The 18,525-nt window shown below is 66.1% G+C and carries 17 protein-coding genes and 1 tRNA gene; 8 read left to right on the top strand and 10 right to left on the bottom strand.

Annotation, left to right across the window (positions count from 1 at the left end; translation table 11 throughout):
- Positions 1–248: 248 nt before the first annotated feature.
- From ACZY08_RS08990 to ACZY08_RS08980, 3 genes are all read left to right on the top strand, one after another.
- Positions 249–962, top strand: a complete 714-nt coding sequence (locus tag ACZY08_RS08990; protein WP_463745159.1) for a TetR/AcrR family transcriptional regulator — start codon at positions 249–251, stop codon at positions 960–962.
- Positions 963–1,159: 197 nt separating this feature from the next.
- Complete coding sequence (locus ACZY08_RS08985; protein ID WP_463745160.1) at positions 1,160–2,773, top strand: PE-PPE domain-containing protein; 1,614 nt, start codon at positions 1,160–1,162, stop codon at positions 2,771–2,773.
- Between the two features lie 342 nt (positions 2,774–3,115).
- Positions 3,116–4,798, top strand: coding sequence for a PE-PPE domain-containing protein (locus ACZY08_RS08980; protein WP_463745161.1), 1,683 nt, complete (start codon positions 3,116–3,118; stop codon positions 4,796–4,798).
- On the opposite strand, the gene ACZY08_RS08975 is transcribed toward ACZY08_RS08980, so the two are convergent.
- A complete protein-coding gene (locus ACZY08_RS08975) occupies positions 4,795–6,456 on the bottom strand; it encodes a DUF7937 domain-containing protein (RefSeq protein WP_463745162.1) in 1,662 nt (553 codons plus the stop codon). The genes ACZY08_RS08980 and ACZY08_RS08975 overlap by 4 nt on opposite strands.
- A gap of 183 nt (positions 6,457–6,639) precedes the next feature.
- On the opposite strand from ACZY08_RS08975, the gene ACZY08_RS08970 reads away from it, so the two are divergent.
- Positions 6,640–8,523: a DUF7159 family protein gene (locus tag ACZY08_RS08970; protein WP_463745163.1), complete on the top strand. Its 1,884-nt coding sequence runs from the start codon at positions 6,640–6,642 to the stop codon at positions 8,521–8,523.
- Between the two features lie 4 nt (positions 8,524–8,527).
- Here ACZY08_RS08970 and ACZY08_RS08965 read toward each other — a convergent pair whose 3' ends face one another.
- The gene (locus ACZY08_RS08965; protein WP_463745164.1) at positions 8,528–8,809 is read right to left on the bottom strand and encodes a hypothetical protein; all 282 of its coding nucleotides are present in this window, start codon (positions 8,807–8,809) and stop codon (positions 8,528–8,530) included.
- Positions 8,810–8,931: 122 nt separating this feature from the next.
- Here ACZY08_RS08965 and ACZY08_RS08960 point away from each other — a divergent pair, with 122 nt between their 5' ends.
- Entirely contained in the window at positions 8,932–9,156 is a 225-nt protein-coding gene (locus ACZY08_RS08960) for a hypothetical protein (protein ID WP_463745165.1), read from the top strand.
- A gap of 1 nt (position 9,157) precedes the next feature.
- Here the strand turns inward: ACZY08_RS08960 and ACZY08_RS08955 are convergent, their stop codons facing one another.
- Positions 9,158–10,366, bottom strand: a complete 1,209-nt coding sequence (locus ACZY08_RS08955; protein ID WP_463745166.1) for an RtcB family protein — start codon at positions 10,364–10,366, stop codon at positions 9,158–9,160.
- Between the two features lie 162 nt (positions 10,367–10,528).
- Between ACZY08_RS08955 and ACZY08_RS08950 the strand changes: the two genes are divergently transcribed.
- Complete coding sequence (locus ACZY08_RS08950; protein ID WP_463745167.1) at positions 10,529–10,780, top strand: hypothetical protein; 252 nt, start codon at positions 10,529–10,531, stop codon at positions 10,778–10,780.
- Between the two features lie 39 nt (positions 10,781–10,819).
- Here the strand turns inward: ACZY08_RS08950 and ACZY08_RS08945 are convergent.
- A tRNA-Tyr gene (locus ACZY08_RS08945) sits at positions 10,820–10,902 on the bottom strand.
- A 229-nt stretch (positions 10,903–11,131) separates the two neighbouring features.
- On the opposite strand from ACZY08_RS08945, the gene ACZY08_RS08940 reads away from it, so the two are divergent.
- Both ACZY08_RS08940 and ACZY08_RS08935 read left to right on the top strand, forming a co-directional pair.
- Positions 11,132–12,121, top strand: coding sequence for a hypothetical protein (locus ACZY08_RS08940; RefSeq protein ID WP_463745168.1), 990 nt, complete (start codon positions 11,132–11,134; stop codon positions 12,119–12,121).
- Positions 12,122–12,221: 100 nt separating this feature from the next.
- Entirely contained in the window at positions 12,222–12,713 is a 492-nt protein-coding gene (locus ACZY08_RS08935; RefSeq protein WP_463745169.1) for a YajQ family cyclic di-GMP-binding protein, read from the top strand.
- Positions 12,714–12,783: 70 nt separating this feature from the next.
- Here ACZY08_RS08935 and ACZY08_RS08930 read toward each other — a convergent pair whose 3' ends face one another.
- The 6 genes from ACZY08_RS08930 to ACZY08_RS08905 all read right to left on the bottom strand — a co-directional run bounded on the left by ACZY08_RS08930 (position 12,784) and on the right by ACZY08_RS08905 (position 18,516).
- A complete protein-coding gene (locus ACZY08_RS08930; RefSeq protein ID WP_463745170.1) occupies positions 12,784–14,121 on the bottom strand; it encodes an LLM class flavin-dependent oxidoreductase in 1,338 nt (445 codons plus the stop codon).
- A 12-nt stretch (positions 14,122–14,133) separates the two neighbouring features.
- Positions 14,134–14,994 carry an ABC transporter permease gene (locus ACZY08_RS08925; RefSeq protein WP_463745171.1) on the bottom strand — a complete coding sequence of 287 codons (861 nt, stop codon included), beginning with the start codon at positions 14,992–14,994 and terminating at the stop codon, positions 14,134–14,136.
- Positions 14,987–15,805 (bottom strand): ABC transporter ATP-binding protein, encoded by an 819-nt coding sequence (locus tag ACZY08_RS08920; protein WP_463745172.1) that lies wholly within the window; start codon positions 15,803–15,805, stop codon positions 14,987–14,989. Before ACZY08_RS08920 ends, ACZY08_RS08925 begins: the two co-directional genes overlap by 8 nt.
- Positions 15,802–16,833 carry an ABC transporter substrate-binding protein gene (locus tag ACZY08_RS08915; RefSeq protein WP_463745313.1) on the bottom strand — a complete coding sequence of 344 codons (1,032 nt, stop codon included), beginning with the start codon at positions 16,831–16,833 and terminating at the stop codon, positions 15,802–15,804. Before ACZY08_RS08915 ends, ACZY08_RS08920 begins: the two co-directional genes overlap by 4 nt.
- Before the next feature lie 168 nt (positions 16,834–17,001).
- Positions 17,002–17,817, bottom strand: a complete 816-nt coding sequence (locus ACZY08_RS08910) for a DUF3298 domain-containing protein (protein WP_463745173.1) — start codon at positions 17,815–17,817, stop codon at positions 17,002–17,004.
- Positions 17,818–17,826: 9 nt separating this feature from the next.
- Positions 17,827–18,516 (bottom strand): DUF3329 domain-containing protein, encoded by a 690-nt coding sequence (locus ACZY08_RS08905; RefSeq protein ID WP_463745174.1) that lies wholly within the window; start codon positions 18,514–18,516, stop codon positions 17,827–17,829.
- Positions 18,517–18,525: the final 9 nt, after the last annotated feature.

The raw sequence follows: 18,525 nt of genomic DNA, 5'->3' as shown, positions 1-18,525 counted from the left end.
GAACTCTCAGGAAGTGGGCCAAGGCGTTTGGCATCCACTCAGCCCCGGCACGCCCGGCGGACGCCACCGAATCACCTTTCCCGCAACAACTCTCGGCAATCGCGCGGCGAGGAAACCCGGCCACCCACCAGCACCCCACCAACGCGGTCCGTCATCGTCTGCCGGACACCCACATCGCGCATCAGATCGCACATCAGAAGGTGGGCATCACCGGATCCACCCCCCGTGGCGCCACTACACTGCGACCCATGGGTAGACCGCCGGTGGCCCCCGATGCGCACGAAACGCCGGGGCCCACTGCAAAGCCCCGCGGGCAGCGCACGATCCGCGGACTCGATGCCGAACAGCGTCGTGCCCATCGCCGCGAACAACTGTTGACGGCCGCCTTCGAACTGATCGCACGCGACGGATACCCGAACACCTCGATCGAGCAGATCTGCCAGGCGGCGTATGTCGGCAACAAAGCGTTCTACGAGGTGTTCGACAGCAAAGAGGACTGCTATCTGGCCCTGCTGACTCAGATCGCACAACGAATCGAGACGCAGGCGGTCGAAGCGCTCGCCGATGCGCCCGATGATCCCGACGAAACCGTCCATCGCCTGCTGTCGGCCTTCGCCCACGCACTTGTCGACGACCCCCGCGTGGCCGTGGTGGCTTTCGGTGAATGCGCCGGGATCTCGCCACGTGTCGAACGGCTCCGCCGCGAGAATCGTCGCTGGACCGCGGCCTTTCTCGAAGGACTGTGGCGCCAGCGCGAGTTTCCCTGCCTGCCCGCGAACGGCGCCGTGGACTACCACGACTTGGCGGTGTCCACCGTGGGTGGCCTGTTCGAGAGCGTGGCCGACTGGCTGCACCAACGCGAGATCAACCGCGACTCACCGCCGACCATCGACACCCTGATCGGCACCATGACGACCTTCGTCTCCGTGGTGCGCGCCGGGATCGCGGCCTCTGCGCGCTGACCTCGGAAAACAATTGCAACAAGAGTCCTTGTTTCAAAAAGTCATCCTTGCCATAACTTCTACCCACTGGTAACTTTCGGCTGCGTACGAAGTGGCGCCCGTCACATTCCGTCACTGATGTGTTGGCAGTCCCTCTGGAAATTGCGCCTGCGTCCGGACATCTGGCCGGCCTAACCAACGAGGAAAGTAGGAACGGCATGAACGGTCGGGGTCGCCGGGGGGCGCTGCCGCGTAGTGAGCGCCGGCAGCGCGGTTCACGTCGTTGGGGGTCGATGTTGATGGCCGGCGGAGTGGTCGTCGCCGTATCGGCCGGGGTCAGCGTCACCACCCCGTCCGCCACCTACAGTGCCGCGGTTCGTCTCGTCGGCACCACGATCGGCGTGGGGCCCTCATTCGACGGTTTCGGGTTGAGCATCCCGCTGTTCTTCTACGGCAGCACCGTCCCCGAAGGCGACTCGTTCCACACCGTCCCCTACCCGGCACAGATCAACCTCGACATCCCGATCATCTCCGATCTTCCTGGGCTGTCCGATATTCCGTACTGGCCGCACTCGCTCAAACGGTCCGAACAGATCGGGGCGGGCTACCTCCAGCAGGACATCGCCAACACACCGGCCGACGACAAAGTGACGATCATCGGGATGTCGCAGGGCACCCAGGTTGCCGAGATCGTGCGGGCCAACATGGCCAAGGACCCGAATTACGTTGCCAACGCCCAGAACTACGAGTTCGTGCTCATCGGCGACCCGTACCAGCCCAACGGCGGCATCCTCGCCCGCTTCACCTCGTGGAGCGACGTACCCGTACTCGGTGACATCTTCCCGTTGGGACGTCCCGGCCCGTCCGACAGCCCCTTCAAAACGACCTACTACCAGAACCAGTACGACGGCTTCGCTGATTTCCCAGCCTTTTTCAACGCGCTGTCCATCGCCAACGCCCTCGCCGGCATCGTGTTCCAGCATGTTTTTCCCGGCTACGTCCTGGAACATCCCGACGCGACCAACGCGGTGTCCACCCAGGTCGGCAACACCACCTACGTGATGCTGCCGCAATACCTGCCACTACTGGCACCGCTGCGGATTCCCGCATCCCTGATCGGCGCGGAGCGATTCGTCGACGCAATCGACCCGGTACTACGAGTGTTTGTCGAAATGGGATACGACCGCACCGCAGATCCCAGCCAGGTCAAGGAATTCGGTTGGATCACCCCCGACGAGAAGGTGCACGAGGCCCTGAACGCATTGCCCGGCGCGTTCCAGCAGTCACTGGCGATCCTGGGCGGCGAGAAGTACGTCCCGACCCTGCCCCAGCCTGTCGTCTCCGATACCGAACCGGAGACACCGGTGACCGAGCATCCGATCGATCCCGTGGGTACGTCGCCATTTGAACAAGGGGTACGCCACACCGTGGCCGACGTGGCGACGGCGCTGTCGGACGCCACCCGCCCGCTGGCCAAGGTGCTGCAAGCCATCGGCGAGCCGACAGCCCCCAAGAGCGCTGTCGAACCGGACGCCGGTACCGCGCCGAAGCCCACGCCTTTCAGTCGGCACGGGCGGCCGCGAACGGACTATCCCCGAACCGATTCGGCGCAGCGACGGCTGAGAGCGGTCCCGGATGCCGACGGTTCTGGGAAGCGCGACGTGACCACCCGCAGATCGACCCAGGACCAGGGATCGAGCACGTCGTCGGGAACCGATCGCCCCGACCGGGCTTCGGCTCGATCAGCAAGGCGCGCCGCTGAGCATTCCGCGAAATCGGTGGACGGGAAACGCGACCGACCGTCGAAACACGAGAGCACCCACGCGAGTTAGCCGTTGTACGGCGGATCTTTGAGCGCGTTGGATCATCGTTTGCTCCAATGACTCTCGGTGACGGTTTGGCGGAGAATTGCACGACCACCCGCCGGACACGGGAGTTGCCAACCTGACACGATCGCGTAGCAGGCTCGGACCCGGCGGCAGCGACCTTGGTGAACATGCCCGAATCTTGCTGCGGGCCAACGGGCTTGCTGGTAGCTTTCGGGCACTATGAGCGTCGGAAGTGGCACTGGGCACCTTCCCGGTTCGCGGCCGGCAGTGGGCCACAGACGTTGATACTCCGCCGGATCACCACGATGGCCGAACCCACCACGGTGGGGGAAGAAAGGTGCCGGAATGAAGGGTCGGGGTCTCCAGGGGGTACTGCAGCGCGGTAAAGGCTGGCAGCGCGGTTCATGTCGGTGGGGCTCGATATTGCTGACGGGCGGTGTCGTCGTCGCGGTATCCGCCGGGGTCAGCGTGAGCACTCCATCGACCACCTACAGCGCGGCGGTTCGTCTCGTCGGCACCACGCTGGGCGTGGGGGCCTCCTACGACGCATTCGGGTTGAGCATTCCGCTGTTCTTCTACGGCAGCACCATCCCGGAGGGCGACGCGTACCACACGGTCGCCTACCCGGCGCAGATCAGCGTCAGCTTGCCGATCATCTCGGATATCCCGGTGCTGTCCGATCTGCCGTACTGGACGCAGTCACTGAAGCGATCCGAGGCCATCGGGGCCGGCTACCTCGAGCGGGACATCGCCGCGGCACCGGCCGGTGACAAGGTGACGATCATCGGCGTATCGCAGGGGACACAGGTCGCCGAGATCGCGCGTTACGACATGGCGAAAGACCCGAATTACGTTGCCAACGCTGAGGATTACGAGTTCATCTTCATCGGAAACCCGTATCAGCCCAACGGCGGCATCCTGACGCGCTTCGGCGCGTGGAAGGACCTGCCGGTGCTGGGTGACCTCTTCCCGTTGGGCCGTCCCGGACCATCGGACAGCCCCTTCAAGACCACCTATTACCAAAATCAGTACGACGGCGTCGCCGACTTCCCGGAGTACCTCAATCCGCTGTCCGTCGCGAACGCCATTGCCGGGATGGCTTTCGGGCACGCCTTTCCCGGCTATGTGCTGGAGTACGCGGATGCCCCCAACGCCGTCAGGACTCAGGTCGGCAACACCACCTACGTGATGCTGCCGCAGTATCTGCCACTGCTGGCGCCGCTGCGCATCCCGGCATCGCTGATCGGCGCGGAACGATTCGTCGACGCGCTCGACCCGGTGCTACGAGTGTTCGTCGAGATGGGTTACGACCGCACCGCAGATCCCAGCCAAGTCAGAGAACTCAGCTGGACGACTCCTCAGGCCAAGTTCGACGAGGCAATGGACCGGCTGCCGGGAGCGTTCGCGCAGTCGCTGGCGATCCTGGGCGGTGAACCCTACGTCCCGACCCTGCCCGATCCGGTGGTCTCCGGCACCGGACCGGACGATCAGTGGACCGAGCATCCAGCGGCCCCGGTGGACACCTCACCGGTGGCCCAGGGGGTGCGCCACGTCGTGGACGAAATCTCGAGGTCGCTGTCGGATGCGACGAGGCCGTTGGCCGAGTTCATGAAAGCTTTCGGCGATGCAACGGCGCCGAGAAAAGCCTTTGAACCGGGCGACGCTCACGCCCCGGCGACTGCCACGGTGAACACCGCGATCGACACCGCGATCAACACCGCGGCGCCGAAGCGCACCCCGGCCGATCGTCCCGCGCGTGTGCCATCGGCCACTGCCCGCAGTGATTCCGCTTCGGCGCCACGGCGGTTGACATCGGTCCCGGATGTGGAACGTTCCCGGAGCGCTCATCGGACGGCCTTGCCGGCCCGTTCCTCAACCCGTGAACCGGCACCGAGCGCCAAGTCCGGACACGAGCGGTCCGACCGGACGTCGACTCGCGCGGAACGCCGCGCAGCGAAGCAATCCACGAAGTCCGTGGGTGCCCAGCACAACCGTCCGGCGAAGCAGAAGCGGTCGCACGCAGGCTAACCGTCCGTCGGTGGGCGCTGCGGACGACGCTGGATCCGCAGCGCCTGCGTCGGCACCTGAAGATCGGTCGTCGGCGGTGCGGCCAGCACCGTCGTCGAATCCTCTTTCAGGCGAACGATTCTCGGCACGGCCGCCGCACGAGGCTGCCGGGCGATGGTCGGGGGCGCGGAGTCTTCGACGCCCGCCTTGGGCAGCAACGTCGCGGTCGGTGGTTCGGGGATCACCGGCTTGGCCGAACGGGTTTCGCGTCGCACCAGATAGCCGGCGAACGGTCCGGTGAACACCATCACCACCAGCACGAGCAGGCTGAGCACACATACCGTGACGTCGAAGGTGCTGGTGATCTGCTGCGCCAGGTTGTTGCCATAGATCGCCGCGGGCGCAGGCCCGGCGTAGCGCGGCGCCAGGGCGACGCCGATGGCCACGTTCGCCACCGTGAAGACGAACAACACGGCGCTGAAGGCCGCCGCCACGGTCGTCGACGTCAGCCCCCTCTCCAACTGGCGGTGCAGCCAGCGCGCGACCAACGCGGTCACCAGGTTGAACACCGTCATCGCGACCGTGTCGTACAAGGCCCGCGGGAGGTCGAGCGACAGGGCGATCACGAAGTCGACAACCCGCAGCGCCGCCGCCGCGAACGCCCAGAAGGCGATCAGCGTCAGGCACTTCTGGGCGGCACCGCGGTAGGCACCGATGGTCGGCGGCCTGATCAGGAAGACGGCATACAGCGTCGTCGGCGCAACGATCGCGGCCGCGGCCGCCCAGGCGAGGTAGCCCTCGTAGCCCACTGCCGCCGTCGAGGTGTTCTGGGCGATGCCGTGAAACGCGTCGACATCACGGCCGATGCCGGCCAGCCACACCAATGTGGCGGCGATCGCACCCGAAACGCCGATGGCCGTCGTGGCCAGCCGTGCCGCCCCGGTCCGCTCGGTCAGCCAGCGTGAGGCGATGACCAGCGCGATCATCGCCTCCGCGCCGTAGAGCACCGTCGTGGCGATGACAGCGACATCGTGCGCACCGAACTCCACCTGGGTGACGAACAGGTACCGCAGCCGCCAGTAGACGTTGAACGCGACCGACAGCGTCGCGAGCGCAATCGACAGGAAACCGATCACCCGCGCGACGGCATACCAGCGCCGAAACTTGTTGTCCTCGACCGTGATCGACGTAATGGGCGGCTGCCCGGCGAGCAGCGCGCCCGCGACGCCGAGCAGCATGCCCGGACCCACCCCCGGCGGGACGGCCCCGGTGCCACCGCCACGCACCGTCTGCACCACGTGATAGCCGACGAAACAGATGACCACGATCAAGTAAGCGGCGCTGAGCACGAGCCGGATTCGGCTGGTGCGCCGAACATCCGACTTGTCTCCACCGAGCCGGAACGGACCCAGGTGCGGTGCGAGTGCGGCGGCGATCGCCAGCAGCGTCACGATGGCCAGCATGACGAAAGTCGACCCGGCGCTGCCCGGGACACCGACGCCGAATTCCAGGTTCCACGGGAGCAGCATCGCGATGACTAGCAGCACCACGGCGAGGCCGTCACGCACCCGGTTGGTCCGGGTGGGCACGTAGCCGACCCGCGGAGGACGCTCCGCCGCCGGCGTGGCCACCGTCGCCACCTGGACGGTGGCGGACGCGTCGTAACGCTCGTCGCTCACGTACCGATTCCTCTCTAGAAGTGACAACGCAACGGGACTCAACCAGCGTGCTCACTTTTGCTCCGACGCACAAGCAGCGCTGGCAGCCGCACCGTTTGACCACCAAAGTCCGTTGCAGCTGTGCGGTAGCTTGGAAATGTCCGTCGGGGCTCGACATATATCTGTGAAGCAAGGAGTGCAACCGTGGACGTAGTCCTCGGGGTGGCGGTCACCGGGCGTGTGGCGCGCTTGGCAATGATCGGATCGCCTGCGAGTGGCGGCCAGGTTCTGGATCAGTACGCGCTCGACCTGCCCGACGACCTGGTAGCCGAAATGTCGGAGCTCGCCGAGACCATCATCGGCACTTACCGCGCGGTGACCGAGTCCGGCAACCAAGTGGCCGCGACCCGACTGTGCCTGCCCGACGATTCGGCGGCCGACACGCTGCGCCAGACCGTGCTCGACGCCGGAGTGCCGAACGTCGAGGTCGTGACCGAAGGCGAAGCCGCTGCAGCCCTGGCCCGCAGCGTGGGCGCCGACGCGGCATTGCTGCTGGCCGCCGATGACACCGTGTCGCTGACCGTGGTCGGGGACCGCACGGCCGCACCGGCCCCGATATCGGCCACGTTGGCCACGATCCCGATCGGCACCGCCGGCGCCGCCGCAGCGTGCGCCGCGGCGCTCAAACGGGTACCCGCCGACGAGGCCCCCGGACGCGTGTTGTTGGTCGGCCAACGCCTCGATCTTGATTCGGTTGCGGCAGAGCTTCGTTCGACCGCACCGATCGAGGTGGCGCCGGACGCGGGCTATGCGATCGCCCGGGGCGCTGCCCAGTTGGTGGACGACATCGCGCCGGCCAGTGCATCCACTCAGATGGCACCCGTCGTCGGTGTGCCACAGGATCCGACCCAGATGGCGCCCGCCGCCTCCGATGCCACGCAGCTGGCACCCGCCGCCGCCGAGGCGACTCAGATGGCTCCTGCTGCCGCGGCGACGCAGATGGCTCCTGCGGCCTCGGACGCCGCCGTCGGACCGGACCTGGCGTACTCGCAGGATCCCGAGGACCAGCCTTGGGCCGACGAGATGCCGATGGACGCGGTCAACGAGTTCGTCCCCGAACAGGACGACGACCCGGACTACACGACCGTCATCGCGCCGCCACCGCCGCGGATGCTGCTCATGGGCAGTGCCCTGACATTCGTGGTGGTCGCCTTCGCCACGTTGGCCGTCACCGTCGCGATCAACGTCCGGCCGGCAGCCGATGTGCGCGCGCAGCCCGCGCCCGCCGAACAGGCGGCCACCGTACCCGGCAATTACCTTCCGCCGGTTCCGCACGAGCCGGATCCCGTCGCCCTGCCGGTCTCGGTGCTGACGCCGCCACCGGCGGCGCCCAAGGTGCGTCAGGCCCCCGTCAACCAGCCGGTCAACGAGGCTCCGCCGGTCGCGCCGGTTCCTGCACCTGCCCCGGCACCCGCACCCGTGGTGGTTCCGCCGGCTCCGGTGCCCGTGCCGATCCCGATTCCGGTTCCGATCCCGCTGCCTCCGGTCGTGTGGCCGACGGCGCCGACGTGGGTGCCGACGACGCCCCCCACCACCCCACCGACCACCACGTCGCCGCCCACGACAACAACGGCGCCCCCGACGACGACCACCGCACCGCCGACCACCACCACGGCACCGCCGACGACCACGACGGCCCCGCCCACCACGACCACCGCGCCACCGACGACCACGGCGCCACCCACCACGACAGCGCCACCCACCACGACGGTGGCGCCGACCCACACGTCCGCTCAGGAGACCGTGCCTCCGATCGAGGCACCGACCCACACCGCACCGACCTATACGCCGCCGGTCGAACAACAAGCTCCTGCGACGCAGGCGCCGGTTACGACGGTCGCGCCCCAGTCGCCGTTTGGTGGCGGCTCGCCCTACGGGGGCGGATCGTCATCCGGCGGTAGCTCGTCCTCAAGCGGCGGGTCATCCGGTGGCGGGTCGTCGAGCGGCGGCCTATTCGGCGGCGGGAGTGGCTCCGGCAGCGGCAGTTACGGCGGCTCGCCGGTGACGACGATGCCGGTCAGTCCATAACCGCTCAGTAGTCGTGGTTCGGGCAGGCGACGTCGACGTAGACCGTCACGAACGTCGTCGGACCCGGCGTCTGGCTACCGGGATTGTTGACGCCGGTGACCCAGCACTCCGACAGGGGCTTGGTGTCGAATCCGGTGGTCCAGTTGATGTGAACCGTGTAGCCCTGCGATTCCAGGTCGCGGATCACGTCGTCGGCTCCGGCGGACGCAACCGGTGCCGAGACGACCGAGGCGACGGCGCCCGCAGCCGTCAGCAATGCGGCATACAGAACCGAGGTCCGCGCCATGATCGCCATCATCCGCCGGTTCGACTGGAGGTGTCCAGTGCGTATCGGGCGCCACCACGTGGAAATACCTTGGAATATCTTGGGGGAACAACCGATGCCTCTCCCCCGAAAGGAACGCGCTCGTGGCCAAGAAGCGCTGGAATGACCTGTCGCCCACCGCCAAGACCGCCGTCATCGTGGTAGCCGCCGTCGATGCCGCGCTTCGGGCCTGGACGGCACGCGACCTCGCCGCCCGAGAGGCCGACCAGGTCAAGGGCCCGAAGTGGTTGTGGGGCAGCGCCCTCGGACTCCTGAGCACCTCGGGGGTGCTGCCGGTGATCTATCTGGTTGCCGGGCGTAAGTCCTGAGCTACGTACCCTTCACATTGAGCACCTGACGGAGCTCGTGTTCGATCTCGATCAGGCTCGCCGCGTCGGCCATGACGACGTCGATGTCCTTGTACGCGTCGGGGATTTCGTCGATCCACTGTTCGCCGTGGCGGTATTCGATGCCCTGCATCCGCTGGGCGAGGTCGTCTGCGGTGAAACGGCGACGCGCCTCGTTGCGGGAGAACCGGCGACCGGCACCATGTGGAGCTGAGCACAGGCCTGCGGCGTTGCCCTTGCCCCGCACCACATACGACCGGGTTCCCATGCTGCCCGGGATCAGTCCCATGACGCCCTTGTGCGCATCGATCGCACCCTTGCGGGTCAACCACACCTCGCGGCCACCGTGGTGTTCCTTGCGGGTGTAGTTGTGGTGGCAGTTCAAGCGTTCGACCTCGAAGTCGCCTGCGGTCTTCGGCCGATCCAGATGGGCGTAACCCATCCACGCGGCGAACACCCACATGTAGCGGTCCATCATCTCGGCACGGTTCTCGAAGGCGAAGCGCTGCGCCCAGTTGAGATCCCGCAGATAGTCGCCGAACTCCTGCGTGCCCTGGGGGAGGTAGGCCAGATCGGGGTTGGGCAGATCGATCCACCACCGCTTCATGAGCTTCTGCGCAATCCTGATGTGCCTCTGCGCGATCTTGTTTCCCACACCACGGGAACCCGAGTGCAAAAACAGCCACACCCGGTCGTCCTGGTCCAGGCACAGTTCGATGAAGTGGTTGCCGCCGCCGAGGGAGCCGAGCTGCTCGCGCCACTTGGGCGAGTGCAACAGGTCGATTCCGCCGTCCTTGGCCAAGTGCTCGAGGTCGGTGATGCGACCCGCCGTGAAGGGGAACCGGGCCAGCGTGTCGTTGTAGTTACCCGGTGACAGCGGAATCGCCGCCTCGATCGCCGTGCGCAGCGCCGCCAGGTCACGGCCCTTGATGTCGGTTGCGGTGAATTCGGTGCGAGCCGCGATCATGCCGCAGCCGATGTCGACGCCGACCGCGGCCGGGATCACCGCGTCGATGGTCGGGATAACAGTGCCGACAGCCGACCCCATGCCGCTGTGGGCATCAGGCATCAAGGCGACATGGGGATGCACGAATGGCATCGAAGCGGTCTGCTTCGCCTGCTCAATGGTGTTGTCGTCGATGTGGCTGGCGAAGTTCAACAGCTTGTGGTCGACGACGCGATGCGTAGTCATGCCGTCGATTCTGCCGATGCTGTCCAGGGGTTTGTTCGGCCTGTCCAGCGGGTAGACGATGCGCCGTACAGCCGAGCACCCCGCCCGATTTGACGGAAAGCGGTACGCCCGCACCAGAATAGAGTCCGAAATGACGTAGGCATTGTCGGTACGGGGGTCCCGATGAGAGTTGGCTGGTATGTGTTCATGCACCGCCCTGACGGTGGTGTGATGCCGATCGCCGGGTTCTGGCGCAAACGCACCGCGGTGCGGTGGGCGAAGGAGCACGCAGAACCGGACTGCCGACTTGAAGTCCGTCGTTTCGGCTGGTGGTCGGCCGACGCCGCCGGCCAGCGGGTGGTGGCGGAACCGGCGAGCAGATGCCAACCGTTCGACGGTCGCCGCTATCCGCCAACCTCGGCGTCCAGACCGTAGAAACCAGTCAGGCCCCCTCGAAAGGGGGCCTGATCAGGGTGGCAGATGCAGGATTCGAACCTGCGTAGGCGTAAGCCGACGGATTTACAGTCCGCTCCCATTGGCCGCTCGGGCAATCTGCCTTGCTGGTGCGCCGCCCCGTTTCCGGTTTGGTGCGACTAGCAGGGTACAACGAGGATGTACCCAAGTTACAAACCGGCAGCGTATCTGCGATGCGGACCACATTCTGCCGGTGTCGTAGGCGCGGGCGCTCGACCGTCTCAAATGCAGTAGGCAATTACCTATATCCCCATGTTGCGCGCGCGTTATTTTGTGCCGGCCAGACGTCAACTCCATGGAGCGAGGCCCTACATGCGACAGAACACCGCGCGATTCGACGGCAGACGCACGAGCGTGCTGCTCGCTGGGGTGGTGACCTCCGGCGCGTTGCTCGCCGGCCTGGCATATTCGGGGCCCTCCGCGAACGCGTCCTGCATATCGGCCTTCGGCCTCAGCAGCAGCGCGGATTGCTCCAGCGGTCTGGCCGACGTGGCGATCGCCATCGGCGACGGTGCCACCGCGTCCGCGTACGGATGGTTCACCGGGGCGCTGGCGATCGGCGACGGTGCATCCGCGGTGGTCCCTGCCGAGCTCCTGAGCCTCAATTCACTGAGTGCGGCACTCGCCGTCGGTGAGGGTTCGTACTCGACGGCACGAGGCGTCCTCACGTTCGCCTACGCGAACGGCTACCACGCGTACGCCCGTTCGGCGGGGCTTACTTCGCTCGCGGTGACCGACGGCGCCCAGGGACACTCAGTCACCAGTGGAATCGCCAATATCGCCATCAACCGCGGCGACCATGTCGACTACAACTGGGCCGAGGCATTCGGAATCGGCAACCTCGCGATCAACCTCGACGGTGACGGACGAGTCGTCGCCGGGTTCGACATCGACAGCTTCGCCTCCCTGGCGTTCAATACTTCAGGCACCAATACCGTTAAGACACAAGGTGGTCCGTTCGCCGTCGCCGGCGCTGTCGGGCAAGACGGCATCACCGTGAGCCAAACCGGTCCGGGTATCAACATCGTCGACAGTGCCGTCGCATCGGCGAAGGCAGTCGTCGCTGACGATCCGGCACCGATGAGATCCAAGGACGCCGCCGTGGCTCCGGTGGTGGCCCCGAAGTCAGCGAAACCCACCCCGGCTGCGACCTTCGAATCAAGGCCGCAGCGCACCGCGTCCAAGCTGCGGTCCCTGGTCAAGAAACAGTGGTCGAAGCGGTTGAACGGCTCCTCGGGCATGACGCGCGCCCGCGTGCCGCATCGCGCAACGGGGCTGAAGTCCGGAGACGATTCCGCTTAGCCGCCACGGCCCCTCCTGTGGTGCGGGCAGCAAGGTGCGACGAGGATGTACCTAAGCTACAAACCGGCAGCATTCACCGAGGGAAGAGGAGGGGCGTCCAATGGCGGATTCCAGCTTCGACGTCGTCAGCAAGGTCGACCGCCAGGAGGTCGACAACGCGCTCAACCAGGCCGCCAAGGAACTGTCCACCCGGTTCGACTTCCGCGGCACCGACACCACCATCGCCTGGAAGGGCGAGGAGTCCATCGAACTGGTCAGCTCCACCGAGGAGCGCGTCAAGGCCGCGGTCGATGTGTTCAAGGAGAAACTGGTCCGCCGCGACATCTCGATGAAGGCCTTCGACGCCGGCGACCCGCAGCCCAGCGGCAAGACCTACCGGGTGTCCGGGGACATCAAGCAGGGCATCACGAGCGAGCAGGCCAAGAAGATCACCAAGCTCATCCGCGACGACGGCCCCAAGGGCGTCAAAGCCCAGATCCAGGGCGAGGAGATCCGGGTCAGCTCGAAGAAGCGCGACGACCTGCAGGCCGTCCAGGCGCTGCTGCGTGGCGCCGACCTGGACGTAGCACTGCAGTTCGTCAACTACCGCTAGCGCAGTCGCCGAGCGTGCACTCAGATCACGGGTGACGACGAAATCGCGATCTGAGGGCACGCTCGGCGCTCTAGGCGGTGCTGGCCGCCGCCGTCGCGGTGTACCGGCTGGGCCGGTGCTCCAGCCCGTAGTGTCCGCGCAGGGTCGTCGCGGTGTAGTCAGTCCGAAACAGCCCGCGACGCTGCAGGATCGGCACCACCTGCTCGACGAAGTCCTCCAACCCGCCGGGCAGATACGGCGCCATGATGTTGAAGCCGTCGGCGGCGCCCGCGGTGAACCACAGCTCCAGGTTGTCGGCCACCTGCTCGGCGGTGCCGGCGAAGGTCCGGTGTCCGCGGCCGCCACCGAGTTTGGCGATCAACTGGCGCACGGTCAGCGACTCGCTGCTGGCCAGGTCCTTGACCAATTGGTAGCGGCTCTTGTTGCCCTGAATCTGCTCAATGGGTGGCAAGGCGGGCAACGGCGCGTCGAGCGTGTGGGCAGTCAGATCGACCCCGAGCATCTGCGACAGCTGACGCAGTGAGTATTCGGGCGAGATCAGGTCGGTGAACTGCTGTTCCAACTCACGGGCGGCCTCCTCGGTGGGGCCGATGAACGGCACGATGCCGGGCAGGATCAACACGTCGTCGGCGCTGCGGCCGAACTTCACCGCGCGGGCCTTCACGTCGCGGTAGAACGCCGTGCCGTCCTCGACCGAGCGCTGCGCGGTGAAGATCGCCTCGGCGTACCGCCCGGCGAAATCCTTTCCGGCCTCCGAGGACCCGGCCTGCACGAGCAGCGGACGGCCCTGCACCGACCGCGGCGAGTTCAGCGGGCCGCGGACGGTGAAATGCTCGCCGTGGTGGTCGATGCGGTGCACCCGGTCCGGATCGGCGAAGATGCCGGTGGACTCGTCGAGGACCAGGGCGTCGTCCTCCCAGCTGTCCCACAAAGCCGTTGCCACGTCGACGAATTCAGCGGCCCGCCGGTAGCGCCCGGCATGGTCGGGGATGCCCTCGACGCCGAAGTTGGCCGCCTCGTCCTCACCCGCCGAGGTGACGATGTTCCACCCGGCACGGCCGCCGCTGATGTGATCGAGCGACGCGAAGTTGCGGGCCAGGGTGTAGGGCTCGATGTAGCCGGTGGTGGCGGTGGCGATCAGCCCGACGTGCTCGGTGACCGTCGCCATCGCGGTCAACAGAGTGATCGGCTCGAAGATCGCCTGTGTGTTGTGCTTGACTCGGGGCCCCACCGCGAGCCCGTCGGCGAAGAACACCGAATCGAGCTTGCCGCGCTCGGCCAGCTGCGCCAGCCGCTGGAAGTGCTTGACGTCGGTCAGGTCTCGCACATCGGTGCGCTCGTGCCGCCACGCTGCCTCGTGGTGGCCGACCCCCATCAGAAATGCGTTGAGATGCAGTTGGCGTGGCAATGGTTCCCTTTCCTAAGTGGTGGCGCGCCAGCCCGACAAGCGCCCTTCGATGGCCACGACGATGCCGTTGAAGGTGACGCCCACCAGGGCGATGGTGACGATGCCTGCGTACATGTTGGGGATCTGGAAATTCAGCTGCGAGGCCGTGATCAGATATCCCAGTCCAGCCTTGGCGCCCACCATCTCGGCGGCGATGAGCACCAGGATCGAGGAGGCCGCCGCCATGCGCAGGCCGGTGAAGATGGTCGGCACCGCGGCGGGCAGGATCACCTTCTGGAAGAGACGGATCGGTGAAAGCCCCAGAGAGCGCGCCGATTTGATCAGTAACGGGTCCACGGTGCGTACCCCGGAGATGGTGTTGAGCAGGATCGGGAACGACGCCGCATAGATCACCAGCGCAACTTTGGAGGTTTCGCCGATCCCCAGGATCAGGATGAACACCGGCAACAGAGCCAACGCCGCGGTGTTGCGGAACAACTCCAGGATCGGGTTGAGGAATTCCGCGACCGGTCGGTACCAGGCGATCGCCACTCCCAGCGGAATGCTGACCGCGATCGCGATGACCAAACCGGCCAAGGCGCGCCCCAGGCTGGCCGAAACATGCTCCCACAGTTGACCGTTGCCCAAGAGCGTGAACCAGGCGCCGACCACCTCGGAGAACGGCGGCAGGAAGACCTTGTCCACCAGGCCGACCCGTGGCGCCACCTCCCACAGTGCCAGGAAAGCGGCGACGACCACCGTGGGACGCAGCAGACGCCACGCGAGGGTCTGCAAGCGGCGGCCACGATGCTCGGGCCCCGGCACCGGTGCCGGCGTCTCGGCCGGCTCGTCGACGGACACCTCGGCCGGGGCCACCGCGATGGCGCTAGACATGTTGAACCTCCTCGGACCGGGCCCGTTCCACCTCGTGGTGCAGAAGCGACCAGATGTGATGTCGTTGTGCCCGGAATCCCTCGCTGGACCGGATGTCATCGGCGCTACGGTCGATGTCGACGTCGACAACCTTCTTGATCCGGCCCGGCCGCGAGGTCAGCACCGCGACGCGCTGGCCGAGATACAGCGCCTCGTCGATGCCGTGGGTGATGAACAGAATGGTCTTGCCGGTCGCCTGCCAGATCCGCAGCAGCTCGTCCTGCAGAGATTCCCGGGTCTGGGCATCCAGCGCGGCGAACGGCTCATCCATCAGCAGCACCTCGGGATCGAACGCGAGGCTACGGGCGATCGCGACACGCTGCTTCATGCCGCCGGACAGCTCGTGCGGGTAGCGGTCGGCGAAGCCCTGGAGGCCGACGAGGTCGAGATACTCCTCAGCCCGTCGGCGACGCTCGGCCGCCGGCAATCCTTTTGCCTCCAGACCGAACTCGATGTTCTTTCGCGCCGTGCGCCACGGCAACAGCGCGTACTGCTGGAAAACGATGCCGCGATCCAGTCCGGGACCGGTGACCGGCTTGCCGTCGAGCAGGATCTCCCCCGACGTCGGCTGGGTCAGTCCGCCGAGCAGGTCCAGCAGGGTCGACTTGCCGCAGCCGCTCGGCCCGACCAGCACCAGGAACTCCCCCGCCGACAGATCGATGCTGATGTCCTGGATCGCGGTGAAACCGGTCTTCTCGCCGCGGATCGGGAATTGCTTCGTCACATTGCGCAGCCGCAGCTTGGGTTGGGCGCTCTCGGCTTGTGTACTCACTTGTGTGCCAGCGCTTTCCCGTCCGGCCCGCTGTCATCGGGATAGGTTCCGTTGGCATACGGGTTGAGGTCGTTGGTGTAGAGGTCCTTCGCCTTCAGCTGCCCTTCCTTGAGCTCGCCGTTGCGCACCAGCCAGTCGATCCAGGTCTGCAGTTCGCGTTCGGCAATCACCGCACCGGGCACCGGAATGCCTGAGCTGCGCCAGTATTCGATGGACTGTGTGTCCTCGTTGCGTTTGCGCTTGTCGATGATCTCGCGGAACTTGGCCACCACCTCGTCGCGCGGGGTCACCTGGGTCCACCGGATCGCCCGCGCGGTTCCTTGGACGAAATCGGCCACCGCATCCCGGTTCTTCGCCAGGAAATCGTCGCGCACCACAAAGGTGCCGTAGCTGAACGCCCCGAACAGCGACTTGTCGGTGAACAGCGGCCGGATCCCACCGCGTTGCTGCGCGGTCTCCCGCCAGATCCCGTTGAGCGCCGCGACATCGATCTGCCCCTCACGCAACGCCTGCTCGGTGTTGACCGGCGGCACCACGGTGAGGGTCACCGTCTTGATCTCGTCGTTGGTCAGCCCTTCCTTGGCCAGCCATTCCCGGGTCAGGAACTCATGATGCGCGCCAAGGGTGTTCATCCCGACCTTCTTGCCGATCAGGTCGCGAGCCGAGTGGATGGGGCTGTTCTCCAACACGAAGTATCCGGTGTACTCACCGTCGTCGGCGCCGTAGGAGCTGAGCACCGAGGTGATCGGTGCACCGGCGGCGTTGAGTTTGACCACGGCGCCGTTGAACGCCTCGCCCACGTCGATATCGCCGGTGGCCACGGACTGGATGTCCTGCGGCCCGCTGGTGGTGTTGCCCACCCAGTCCAGCTTGATCTTCTGGTAGTAGCCGAGGTCCTCGGCCAGTTCCTGGAATCGGACCTCGCCGGCCCAGCCCTGATAGCGCACCACGGTCTTGCCGTCCTCCGTGCGCGCCGTTCCCTCCGACGAACCACACGCGGTCAGTACCAGCACGAGCGCACTGAGCATCGCGAGCACTGAACTGAATAGGCGCATGGCCTCATGGTGGCAATGAAGCCGAAGCCGGTAACCCTTTAGCCTCGCGAAGAATCGAATACACCCAATGTGAAGAAGATTGCGAGATTCCTCGAAAATCTCGCAATCTTCTTCACACTGGGCGCCGGCTCAGGCTCAGGCTCAAGCCCCGCCGAACTGCGGCTGCAGCACCGGGGCGAGCGCGGAGAGCGGAATGTGCGCCTGCACCGTGCCGCCGTCCATCGCCCACTGCATCCTGGCCGGGGTGAAATCGATCGGGCTGTCGCGTCCTACCGGGTAGTCCGGCATGTAGAGGATGAGCTCGTCCGGGGTCAGCGCCCAGGCCTTGTACCCGCCCGAATACACGTTGCCCGGGGTCCAACGGTCCGCGGTGAAGGGATAGGTACCGGGCTGGTGCGGCGGCGGTGCGGCATCGAGCGCGGCGACGATGAACGCCTCACCCAGGCGCGGGATCTCGGCCCGGTGGTCGACGCCCGGTTTGAACAGGTCGGCCAGCTGCACCTGCCGCCCACCGGCGAACGTGAAGGTGCGGTACGCGTCGCTGACGATGGGGGCGTTCGGATGTGACAGCGCATCGGTACCGACCGTCCCGGAGTACATCTCGTGGAAGACGGCCGTCGTCGCGTCGCCATGCTGGAAAATCTCGAACTGCTCCTCGCCGAAGCTGTCGGCGGCCATCTTCTGAGCGGCGTTACGCCAGTTGTTCATCAGGTTGGTCAGGTACTGCCGGATGACCGGGTTTTCCACCAGATCGCCGGGCAGCGCCATCTTGATGTCACGAACCGCTTTTCGGTCCGAGGTCACCGACGTATGGCAGAACTGGCCATCCCACTGTCCGGCCAGTTCGTCGCAGAAAGTTGCCGCCGATGCCGCGGCAGACGGAGCGGTCGTGCCGGCCACCACCACAGAACCTGCCGCCAGCGCCACCGCGCCGATCAGCTTTCCGATGTGCAACATGTCAATTCCTCAGGGGAGTTCCACTTTGCTTGCACGCCACTGTCCGTCGACCTTGTCCATCGTCATCTTGATGCGGCTGCGGTCGATCCGCGGATCGGGCACGGTGCTGTTGGCCACCGATTGATCGACGAACAACAGCACCACGACCTGGTCCTTGCTCGCCGATTGCACCGCCGACTGCACGACCACGCCGTGTGCCGTGGCCTTGTTGTCGATGAGCAGCTGGCGCAGCTGGACACTCGACTGCGAATACATGTCCTTGAACTCGCCGGTCGCGCCGGCCAGCACCTGGTTGAAGTTCTCGTCGACCTTGGCGGAGTCGATGCTCGTCAAGATCTGGGCGTAGGCCACCGCGGCGTCCTGTGCCTGCTGGCCGGCGCGCGCCACCTGTTGGGTCTTCAACAGCTGCCAGCCGAGGAAACCGGAAAGTGCCAGGGAGGCAACGAAGACGACGGCCACCGCGCCGGCGAGCACCGGGCGAAGCCAACCTCGCGACGTGTCCTTCGACTCAGGCTCGGACTCTGCCACCTCTTCGGCGTCGTCCTCGGCTTCGTCCTCGGCTTCGTCCTTGTCGACCTCCTTGTCGACCTCCTTGGCGTCGGCATCCGACTCGGCCGTTTCTTCGATACCGATTGCGTCGTCGACGGTTTCGGTCTGATCGTCGTCGGTCTTCTTGTCAGTCGTCACAGTCACCGTCATCTCCTTCAG

The sequence above is a fragment of the Mycobacterium sp. IDUB_9 genome (genome assembly GCF_055419505.1).
This window is presented reverse-complemented; position numbering and strand designations above follow the sequence as displayed.